Genomic DNA, 9,784 nt, shown 5'->3' with positions numbered 1-9,784 from the left:
GCCTCGGGGAACGCCTGGGGTGGGGGTGCGGAACGGGGGTGCGCGGTCCGGTGTTCTCGTCCGCTGCTTTCCCCCCTACAGTTAAGGTAAGCCTCATCAAAGGAAGTTCCACGTGGGGACCTCGACGGTCCGGGCGGCGAAAGGCCCCCGCGCAGTACTTTTGATCACCGGCTCGGGCATGGCACTGGCCGTGCTGTGCGCGCTGTCCATGGTGTTCGGCGCGCTGAGCGTGCCGCTCGACCAGGTCTGGCACACCCTCCTGGGCGACCCGCCCAGCGCCCGGGTGGACGCCGCGATCTGGAACGTGCGGATGCCGCGCACCCTCCTCGGCCTCGCGACCGGCGCCGCACTCGGTCTGTCGGGCGCGCTCATGCAGGCCCTGACCCGCAACCCGCTCGCCGACCCCGGCATCCTCGGGGTCAGCGCGGGCGCCGCGTTCGCCGTCGTGCTCTCCGTCGGCGTCATCGGCATCAGCTCCGTGTACGGGTACATCTGGTTCGCGTTCGCCGGGGCGCTGGCCGCGAGCGTGCTCGTCTATCTCCTCGGCGGGCTCGGCCGCTCCGGCACCACCCCGGTCAAACTGGCCCTCGCGGGCGTCGCGATGACCTCCCTGCTCTTCTCCCTCACCAGCGCCATCGCGCTCACCGACCCCGACGCGCTCAACCGCTACCGCTTCTGGTCGGCCGGCTCGCTGGCCAACCAGAGCGACGAAGTCCTGGTACGGGTCCTGCCGTTCCTGTGCGTGGGCGCGCTGTTCGCCCTCGCCTGCGCGCCCGCCCTCAACAGCCTCGCCCTCGGCGACGACGTGGCGAAGTCCCTCGGGCTCCGGATCGGACTCATCCGCGTCCAGGGCGTGATCGCCGTGACCCTGCTCACCGGGGGAGCGGTCGCCGTGATCGGGCCGGTCGTCTTCGTCGGCCTGGTGGTGCCGCACATCGCGCGCGTGCTCGCCCAGTACGCCGGGATCGGACCCGACCAGCGCTGGCTGCTGCCGCTGTCGGCGGTCCTCGCCCCCTGTCTGCTGCTGGCCGCCGACATCGTCGGCCGGATGCTGGCCCGCCCCGTCGAGATCCAAGCCGGGATCCTCGTGGCCTTCATCGGGGGCCCGTTCTTCATCGCGATGGTGCGGCGGCGGAGGTTGGCGGAACTGTGAGGCGACCCAGACACCGGCCGGGACCGGACCGGGCGACCGGCGACACACGAACACGAAGGGAGCGGTGAGGGCATGAAGACCGATCTCGCGCCCGTCCCCGACCACGAGGAGCCCCTACGGCGGGCGCGACCCCGCCGGTCCGTCGCCCGGATCACCTTCCGGCTCCCCGTGCCCCCGGTCTCCGGCGTACTGCGTCCCCGGCTGCTCGGGGTGGCCCTGGCGCTGTCGGGCCTCACCTTCCTGGCGTTCTGCGTGGTGGTCTCCGTGGGGGACATCGCGCTGCCCCTGAGCGAGGTGGTACGGGCGCTGTTCGGCGGCGGCGACCCCGGCACCGAACTGATCGTCCACGAACTGCGGCTGCCGCGCGCCATGGCCGGACTCCTCGTCGGGATCGCCTTCGGTGTCTCCGGCGCCCTGTTGCAGACCATGACGCTCAACCCGCTCGCCAGCCCGGACATGATGGGCATCACCCAGGGCGCCGGGGCCGCCGTGGTCGCCGGCATCGTCCTCGGCTGGGACGGCGGACTCGGCACCCAGACCCTCGGCCTGCTCGGCGCGCTCGGCGCCGCGGCGGTGGTCTACGTCCTCGCGTGGAAACGCGGCACCACCGGCTACCGCATCGTGCTCGTCGGCGTCGGCGTCGCCTGGATCTGCACCAGTTGCACGGACTATCTGATGGCCCGGGGCCAGCGCTTCCAGGCGCAGTCCGCGCTCGGCTGGCTCGTCGGCAACCTCAACGGCCGCACCTGGGACCAGATCACCCCGCTCGCCTACGCCACGGCCGTGCTCCTTCCGGCGGCCGTGCTGCTCGGCCGGCAGATGCGCACCCTGCAACTCGGCGACGACGTGGCCCTCGGCCTCGGCACCCGCGTGCAGATCGTACGGGTCTCCGTGCTGCTGATCTCCGTGGGCCTGGTGGCCTTCGGCACCGCCACCGCCGGGCCGATCGCGTTCGTCGCGCTCGCCGCCCCGCAGGTCGCCCAACGGCTGGCCGGCACCGCCGTGCCCCCGCCGATCGCCGCCGGTCTGACCGGCGCGCTGATGGTCCTGGTGTCCGACCTCATCGCGCGCAAACTCGTCCCGGACACGGAACTGCCGGTCGGGGTCGTCTCGGGCGTGCTCGGCGCCCCCGTTCTGCTGTGGCTGCTCGTCCGCGCCAACCGCGCGGGTTCAGGAGGCTGAAGACGTGTCATCGACGTACCGGGACTCGGCCGAGGGGCCGGATCTGCGCAAAAAGGCGGACAGGGCGCACGGGGTGGACAGCGCGCACGGGGCGGACGGGGCGGACGGGGCGCACGGGGTGGACAGCGCGCACGGGCTCGACCTGGGCAAGGGCCCCGCCGACGCCCCCGAACTGCGGGCCGAGGCGCTGCGGCTCGCCTACGACGACCGGGTCGTCGTGGACGGGCTCGATCTGGCGATCCCGGCGGGCCGGGTCACCGCCATCGTCGGCGCCAACGCCTGCGGCAAATCGACCCTGTTGCGCGCGCTGGCCCGGCTGCTGACCCCCCAGGCCGGGGCCGTGTACCTGGACGGGCTGTCGGTGCGCTCGATCCCCACCCGCACCCTCGCGCAGCGGCTCGGCATCCTGCCGCAGACGCCGGTGGCGCCGGAGGGGCTGACCGTGATCGACCTGGTGGGGCGCGGCCGTTCCCCGCACCAGACCTGGTGGCGGCAGTGGTCGGCGGCCGACGAGGAGGCCGTGCACGGGGCGCTGCGGGCCACCGGGCTGACCGACCTCGCGCACCGGCCCGTGGACGAACTCTCCGGCGGCCAGCGGCAACGCGCCTGGATCGCCATGGCGGTGGCCCAGGGCACCCCCGTGATGCTGCTGGACGAGCCGACGACGTATCTCGACCTCGCCCACCAGATCGACGTCCTCGACCTGATCACCGATCTGAACCGGCACCAGGGCCGCACGGTCGTCATGGTGCTCCACGACCTCAACCAGGCCAGCCGGTACGCCGATCACATCGTGGCGCTCAAGCAGGGCCGCGTCGCGGGCGAGGGCACCCCCGGCGAGGTCGTCACCGAGGCCATGGTGGAGGACGTGTTCGGGCTGCGCTGCGTGGTCGGCGAGGACCCGGTGAGCCGTACACCGATGGTGATCCCGATGGGCCGTCACCACGAGGCATTGCTAGGTAAGCCTAACCTTATCTAGCATGGGCCTGTTTGGGAGCCTGGCCCTCATGCCGAGGGCCTCGGCGACCCCCTATACGGGAGGCGATGACGCTGTGGCGGTGCTGCGGAGTGGTCCGGATTCCATCTACGACGTCCTGGGTATCGGCTTCGGCCCATCGAACCTCGCCCTCGCGATAGCACTCCAGGAAGGGGGCCAGGGCCCCGGCGCCGACCCCCTGCGCGTCGGATTCCTGGAGAAGCAGCCCACGTTCGGCTGGCACCGGGGCATGCTGATCGACGACGCCACCATGCAGGTCTCCTTCCTGAAGGACCTGGTCACCATGCGCAACCCGACCAGCGACTTCAGCTTCCTGTGCTATCTGCGCGACCGCGGCCGACTGGTCGACTTCCTCAACCTCAAGACCCTCTTCCCGCTGCGCATCGAGTTCCACGACTACTTCGAGTGGGCCGCCGCACGCGTCGCCGACCTCGTGGAGTACTCCGCCGAGGTGGTCTCCGTACGGCCCGTCACGGAGGAGGGCGAGGTCCGCTGGTTCGACGTCACCAGCCGTGACCCGCGCGACCCCGAACGCCACACCGTCCGCCGGGCGCGCGGCATCTGCGTCGCCACCGGCCTCGAACCCCACCTCCCGCCCGGCGCGGCCCTCTCCCCCCGCGTCTGGCACAACAGCGAGTTGCTGCCGCGCGTCGACGCGGCCCTGCGCTCCGGCACCCCCGTACGCCGCGCCATCGTCCTCGGCGCCGGGCAGAGCGCGGCCGAGGCTGTCGACTATCTGCACCGCAGCTTCCCGGACGCCGAGATCTGCTCCGTCTTCGCCAAGTACGGCTACACCCCCGCCGACGACAGCCCGTTCGCCAACCGGATCTTCGACCCCGAGGCCGTCGACGTCTTCTACGGCGCCCCGCGCGAGGTGAAGCAGTCCCTGCACGACTACCACCGGAGCACCAACTACTCCGTGGTGGACATGGAGTTGATCGAGGCGATGTCCCGCACCATGTACCAGGAGCAGGTCCAGGGGCGCCGCCGGCTGCGGATGATGAACATCTCCCGGCTGCGCGAGGTGACCGCCGGGCCGGACGACGTCGAGGTCACCGTGGAGTATCTGCCCACCGGACAGCGCGAGGTGCTCGCCGCCGACCTCCTCGTCTACGCCACCGGCTACCAGCCGCAGGGCATCGCCGACAGTCTCGGCGAGATCGGCAAGCTCTGCCTGCGCGACGACGAGGACGCCCTGAAGGTCGGCCGCGACCACCGGGTGGAGACCCTGCCCAACGTCGCCGCCGACATCTACCTCCAGGGCGGTACCGAACACACCCACGGCCTCACCTCCACCCTGCTGTCCACCACCGCCGTCCGCGCGGGCGAGATCCGTGACTCCCTCCTCGCCCGGGCCCGGCAGGGCGACGGGCACAGAACGGGGCGGCTCGCCGCGGTACCCACGGAGGGCGCTCGGTAGGATCATCCCCTCAGGAGGACGGCCCACCGGGCCCGGCGAGGAGAGGATCGGCCCGTGCGTGCCGAGCAGTGGAGTGCGGTGGTCACCCACCACGGGGAGGGACCCGGCTGGGACCCGCACGCGCGGCGGCTCAGGATCGTCGACCAACTCGCCGGGGACCTGGTGACCCTCGCCCCCGACGGGACGGTCGAGGAACGCCGGCACCTCGGTGCGGTGCTCGCCGCCTGGCGGCCCCGCCGCGCGGGCGGGCTCGTGCTGGCGGTGGAGCGCGGCTTCGCGCTCCTCGGCACCGACGGCACCCTCACCACCGGGCCCGAGCAGTGGACCGACCCCACGATCCGCATGAACGACGGCGCCTGCGACCCCTCGGGCGCCTTCTACTGCGGGAGCATGGCCTACGACGCCCGGCCCGGCGCCGCCCGCGTCCACCGGCTCGCTCCCGACGGCACCACCTCCGTCGCCCACACCGGGGTGACCGTCTCCAACGGCCTGGTCTGGGCGGCCGACGGCACCTTCGCCTACTACACGGACACCGCCACCGGCACCGTCTCCCGGGTCACCGCGGACCCGGAGAGCGGCCGGTTCACCGACGTGGCGCCCTGGGTGAGCGTCGACCCGGCGACGGGCGCCCCCGACGGCATCGCCCTGGATGCCGAAGGGGGCGTGTGGGTCGCGCTCTGGGGCGGCTCGGCGGTGCACCGCTACACACCCGACGGGACCTTGGACGCCGTCGTCGCGGTGGGCGCCCGCCAGGTCTCCGCCTGCGCCTTCGGCGGCGACGACGGCGGCACCCTCTACCTCACCACCTCGCGCCAGCACCTCACCGCCGACGAGGACCCGGCGGCGGGCGCGGTGTTCGCCGTCCGACCGGGCGTCACCGGCCATCCCCTGTCGGCCTACGCGGGCTGAACCCGCGTCAGGCGTCCACCAGCCGGTTCCGGTGCCGCCCCAGCCCGTCGATCTCCAGCTCCATCACATCGCCCGCCCGCAGATACGGGAACCGGCCCGACAGCGCCACACCCTGCGGAGTGCCGGTGTTCACCAGGTCCCCGGGGTCCAGCGCCAGATGCCGGGAGAGATGGCGCACGATCTCGGCCACCGAGAAGATCATGTCCGCGCTGGTGGAGTCCTGGCGGGGCTCCCCGTTGACCCAGGACCGCAGCCGCAGCCCCTGCGGATCTCCCGCCTCGTCCGCCGTGACCAGCCAGGGTCCCAGCGGATTGAACGTCGGGGCGCTCTTGCCCTTGGACCACTGCCCGCCCGCCGCGCCGAGCTGCACCGCCCGCTCCGAGACGTCATTGCTGAGCACATAACCGGCGACGTACGACAACGGGTCGTCGTCCGGGGTCAGCAGATGGGCCCGCCGGCCGATCACCACCCCCAGCTCCACCTCCCAGTCCGTGCGCTCCGCGCCCGGGGGGATCACCACCTCGTCCTCCGGCCCGGCCAGCGCGTTCGGGCCCTTGTAGAACAGGATCGGCTCCGACGGCGGCTCGGCGCCCGACTCCGCCGCGTGCGCCGCGTAGTTCTGGCCGATGCACAGCACCGCCCCGGGGCGGGCGATCGGCGGGGCGACCCGCAGACCGGCCACCTCCACCGGCGGCAGGGCGCCGGCCGTGTGCGCCGCCGCGACCCGGGCGACCCCGTCCCCGGCGAAGAACTCCGGGGTCAGGTCGTCGGCCACGCCGGAGAGGTCGTAGTGCCGTCCGTCCGCGCCGTACAGGACGGGCCGCTCGCTGCCGGGAGCGCCGACACGCATCAGTCGCATGGATGTTCCGTTCGTTCCAGAGGGTGTGCGGGGGCGGGTCACTCGACCCGGGCCAGGGCCTCGCGGCCCACGGCGTGCAGCAGCGGGAGCCCGCCGAGGAAACGCTCCACCTCGGCGACCGTGCTGTCACCGAGCGCGTACCGGCCCTGCACCGTGGCCGCCGCCTGGTGCGGGGTCAGCAGCACATTGGGCAGGGCCCGCAAGGGGTGGTCGGTCGGCAGCGGTTCACTGTCGTAGACGTCGAGCGCCGCGTCGAGCCGACCGGAGCGCACCTCGGCGAGCAGCGCCGACTCGTCCACCAGCCAGGAGCGGGCCGTGTTGACCAGGCCCGCGCCGTCGGGCATCAGCGCCAGCTCCCGGGCGCCGAGCAGATGCCGGGTCTCGGGCAGTGCGGGGGCGTGCACCGCGACGATCCGGCTGCCGCGCAGCACCTCGTCCAGCGGGGCCACGCCCACCCCGAGCCGCTCGGCCTCCGGCGCGGTGAGGAACGGGTCGTACACCGACACCCGGGCACCCAGGGCCCGTACGAGCGTCAGATACGCCCGGCCGGTCCGGGACGCGCCGACGACCCCGACCGGGCAGCCGCGGATCTCATGACGCGGCGGCGCGGCACTCGCCGTCGCCCAGTCGGCGCCGGAGCGCAGGGCGTGGTCGAAGCGGTGCACCCGGTGCAGCAGGCTCAGGGTGAAGGTGAGGGCCACCTCGGCGACGGGCGCCGCCATCGCCGCCCCCGCCTGGGTGACCCGGACGCGGCGGTCGTAGACCTCGGGCGTGACGTACGGGCTGACCGCGCCGCCGGTGTGGGCGACCAGACCGAGGTCCGGGGCCGCCGCCAGCAGCCCGGCGTCCAGCCGGGGCGCGCCCCACGCGGTGACCAGGACCCGGGCCGTGTCCCCCGGGCCGCTCAACGCGGCGGCCACGGCCTCCCGGTCGTCGTGCGCGTCGACCACGGTGAGCGGGGCGAGCGCGGCCAGCCGGTTCCAGGCGGCCCGGGTGAAGAACACCGCCCGCAGCCGTTCGGGGACGGCGACCACGACCCGGCCCGGCGCCGGACACCGCCCGGGGCGGTCAGCGGAGCCAGTCATCGAGGTGCTCCCGGACGAAGTCGTCGTCGGTGAGCCAGGGGTAGGCCGCCGCGACCCGCGCGATCTCCTCGGCCTGGCCGGGGGAGAGCCGCTCGTCGGCGTCGAGGCACCAGGTGCCCGCGAGCAGCCCCTGGGCGCGCAGCACCTCGTGGACGCCCGGGATGCAGCCGCGGAAGCCGTACCGCACGTCGAACACGGCCGCGTTGGCCTCGCTGAGCTGCGGAGCGCGCCGCAGCAGATCGACGGTGAGGGCGTGGTCGCCGGCCCGCGCGGCCCGTATCTCCTCCCACAGCCGGACCGCGGCGTGGGTCCACACCGCCCACTGGCCGAGCAGTCCGCCGGCGAACCAGCGCTGCCCGCGCGCGGTGCGGTAGGGGGTGAGCAGGTCCTGGATGATGGCGTCGTCGTTGCCGGTGTAGAGCGCGACCTCGTCGGCCCGGTCCGAGGCGGCGACGGCCGCGATCACCTCGGCGGTCCGATAGCGGTCGAAGGGGGCCGTCTTGACGGCGACGACGGACGGGATGTCGGCGAGCGCCCGCCAGTAGGCGGGGGACAGATGCCGTCCGCCGACCGCGTCCTGGAGGTAGAAACCGATCACCGGCAGCACCTCGCCCACCGCGCGGGTGCGGTCCAGGAGCCCGGCCTCGTCGGCGCCGGGCACGGCGGGGCTCAGCAGCACGGCGTCATAGCCGAGGGAGGCGGCCAGTTCGGCCTCGGCGACGGCCTGGTTGGTGTAGCCGCAGGCACCGGCGACCTTGACGACCGGCGGGGCGCCCGCCGGCCGGTCGGCGTCGTGCTCGCGGACGATGTCGGCGGCCGACTCCAGCACCGGGCGCAGCAGTCCGACGGAGGGCTCCCGGATCTCGAACTGGGTGGTGTGCACGCCGACCGCGACACCTCCCGCGCCCGAGGCGAGGTAGTAGCGGGTCAGGGCGCGCTGGCGGCGTTCGTCGAGGCGGCGGTCGGCGTCCAGGGCGAGCGGATGGGCGGGGACGACCGCGCCCGCGGCCAGCACGTCGAGGGCGCTGCGGGCGCCGGACGCGGCCGGGGCGGCGGCGGGGGTCGGGGTGGGCACGATGGGTCAGAACCTTCCGTCGCGGACCTGGAACTTGGTGGGCTTGCCGGACAGCGGGTGGCCGCGCCGGATCCACTCGGCCTGCCAGGACACCAGGGTCCGCAGCGGCACGTCGGGATACCCGAACAGGGCGTGGCACAGCGAGGCGTCGGACAGCAGCGCGGTGCCGGACTCCGCGCCGACCGTCTCGGCCGGGGTGTCGAACGCGTCGGCGAAGAGCTGGGTGAGCCGGCGCACGGACGCGGTCTCGGGACCGGTGAGGTTGAGGACGAAGGGCTCGGGGGCGGTCGCGTGGCGCAGCGCGCGCAGGGCCACCTCGTTGGCGTACCCCTGCCACACGGCGTTGAGGTGACCGGTCGTCACATCGACCGGGTGGCCGCTGTGCACGGCGGACGCGATGTCGGCGAGGACGCCGTAGCGCAGGTCGACGGCGTAGTTGAGGCGGATCACCGCGAGCCGCAGCCCGTGTGCGGCGCTGTGGTGGCCGAAGACGCGCTCCCGGCCGAGGCACGACATGGCGTACTCACCGACCGGCCCGACCGGGTCCCCCTCGGCGCTGCCCGCCGAGGCGGTCGTCACCAGCGGGTAGACGTTGCCGGTGGAGAAGGCGGAGACGCGGGCGCCGCGGTAGCGGCGCGCGACCCGGTCCGGCAGGGCGGAGTTGACCGCCCAGGCGTGGGCCGGATCGCCCGCGGAACCGAACTTGGCGCCCACCATGAAGACCACGTTGCCCGCGTCCGGCAGCGCGGCCGGATCGCCGTCGAGCAGGTCGAACGGGACGGGCGTCACCCCGTCGGCGGCCAGCCGGTCGGCGGCGGCCCGGTCCGTCCACCGCGAGACGGCGTGCACGGCGAGGTCGGCACGGCCGGCGGCGTCCAGCGCGCGCCGGGCCAGCCGGGCGAGGCTCGGGCCCATCTTGCCGCCCGCGCCGAGGATCACCAGATCCCCGTCGAGGTCGGCGAGATCGGCGACGAGCCCCGGGGACGGGGTGGCGAGCAGCGCTTCGAGGGCGTCCTCGCCATCGGGGAACGCGGGCGAGGCCGGGAGGTGCCGGTCCGGCGGGGCCGGCGGGGTCGGCGGGTGGGGGTGTGCGACGGACATGGA

Annotated in this window: 9 protein-coding genes; 5 read left to right on the top strand and 4 right to left on the bottom strand. The window is 73.9% G+C overall.

The window, feature by feature from the left end:
* Positions 1–112 precede the first annotated feature (112 nt).
* The 5 genes from ACIQNG_RS21755 to ACIQNG_RS21735 all read left to right on the top strand — a co-directional run bounded on the left by ACIQNG_RS21755 (position 113) and on the right by ACIQNG_RS21735 (position 5,661).
* Positions 113–1,153: a FecCD family ABC transporter permease gene (locus ACIQNG_RS21755; protein WP_401434741.1), complete on the top strand. Its 1,041-nt coding sequence runs from the start codon at positions 113–115 to the stop codon at positions 1,151–1,153.
* Between the two features lie 72 nt (positions 1,154–1,225).
* On the top strand, positions 1,226–2,335 hold the full coding sequence (locus ACIQNG_RS21750) for a FecCD family ABC transporter permease (protein WP_401487033.1): 1,110 nt from the start codon (positions 1,226–1,228) through the stop codon (positions 2,333–2,335).
* 118 nt (positions 2,336–2,453) lie between these two features.
* A complete protein-coding gene (locus ACIQNG_RS21745) occupies positions 2,454–3,314 on the top strand; it encodes an ABC transporter ATP-binding protein (protein ID WP_401487167.1) in 861 nt (286 codons plus the stop codon).
* Between the two features lie 28 nt (positions 3,315–3,342).
* Positions 3,343–4,752: a lysine N(6)-hydroxylase/L-ornithine N(5)-oxygenase family protein gene (locus tag ACIQNG_RS21740; RefSeq protein ID WP_401487165.1), complete on the top strand. Its 1,410-nt coding sequence runs from the start codon at positions 3,343–3,345 to the stop codon at positions 4,750–4,752.
* A 54-nt stretch (positions 4,753–4,806) separates the two neighbouring features.
* The gene (locus ACIQNG_RS21735) at positions 4,807–5,661 is read left to right on the top strand and encodes an SMP-30/gluconolactonase/LRE family protein (protein ID WP_401487031.1); all 855 of its coding nucleotides are present in this window, start codon (positions 4,807–4,809) and stop codon (positions 5,659–5,661) included.
* Between the two features lie 7 nt (positions 5,662–5,668).
* On the opposite strand, the gene ACIQNG_RS21730 is transcribed toward ACIQNG_RS21735, so the two are convergent.
* Genes ACIQNG_RS21730 through ACIQNG_RS21715 form a run of 4 tightly spaced genes read right to left on the bottom strand, consistent with a single transcriptional unit; the run spans position 5,669 to position 9,781 of the window.
* Entirely contained in the window at positions 5,669–6,520 is an 852-nt protein-coding gene (locus tag ACIQNG_RS21730) for a fumarylacetoacetate hydrolase family protein (RefSeq protein ID WP_401487029.1), read from the bottom strand.
* Positions 6,521–6,558: 38 nt separating this feature from the next.
* The gene (locus tag ACIQNG_RS21725) at positions 6,559–7,605 is read right to left on the bottom strand and encodes a hydroxyacid dehydrogenase (RefSeq protein WP_401487028.1); all 1,047 of its coding nucleotides are present in this window, start codon (positions 7,603–7,605) and stop codon (positions 6,559–6,561) included.
* Entirely contained in the window at positions 7,589–8,680 is a 1,092-nt protein-coding gene (locus tag ACIQNG_RS21720; RefSeq protein WP_401487027.1) for a dihydrodipicolinate synthase family protein, read from the bottom strand. The genes ACIQNG_RS21725 and ACIQNG_RS21720 overlap by 17 nt, the downstream gene beginning before the upstream one ends.
* A gap of 6 nt (positions 8,681–8,686) precedes the next feature.
* The gene (locus ACIQNG_RS21715; RefSeq protein ID WP_401487025.1) at positions 8,687–9,781 is read right to left on the bottom strand and encodes an NAD-dependent epimerase/dehydratase family protein; all 1,095 of its coding nucleotides are present in this window, start codon (positions 9,779–9,781) and stop codon (positions 8,687–8,689) included.
* Positions 9,782–9,784 lie beyond the last annotated feature (3 nt).

The organism is Streptomyces sp. NPDC091377, assembly GCF_044757045.1.
Lineage (GTDB): Bacteria > Actinomycetota > Actinomycetes > Streptomycetales > Streptomycetaceae > Streptomyces.
Note: the sequence above shows the minus strand (reverse complement) of the source record. Positions and strands in the feature narration are given on the sequence as shown.

Bases quoted from the DNA above. Each gene is read 5' to 3' on its own strand.
- ACIQNG_RS21740 (WP_401487165.1), top strand. From the start codon at position 3,343: ATGCCGAGGGCCTCGGCGACCCCCTATACGGGAGGCGATGACGCTGTG.
- ACIQNG_RS21750 (WP_401487033.1), top strand. From the start codon at position 1,226: ATGAAGACCGATCTCGCGCCCGTCCCCGACCACGAGGAGCCCCTACGG.
- ACIQNG_RS21725 (WP_401487028.1), bottom strand. From the start codon at position 7,605: ATGACTGGCTCCGCTGACCGCCCCGGGCGGTGTCCGGCGCCGGGCCGG.
- ACIQNG_RS21715 (WP_401487025.1), bottom strand. From the start codon at position 9,781: ATGTCCGTCGCACACCCCCACCCGCCGACCCCGCCGGCCCCGCCGGAC.
- ACIQNG_RS21730 (WP_401487029.1), bottom strand. From the start codon at position 6,520: ATGCGACTGATGCGTGTCGGCGCTCCCGGCAGCGAGCGGCCCGTCCTG.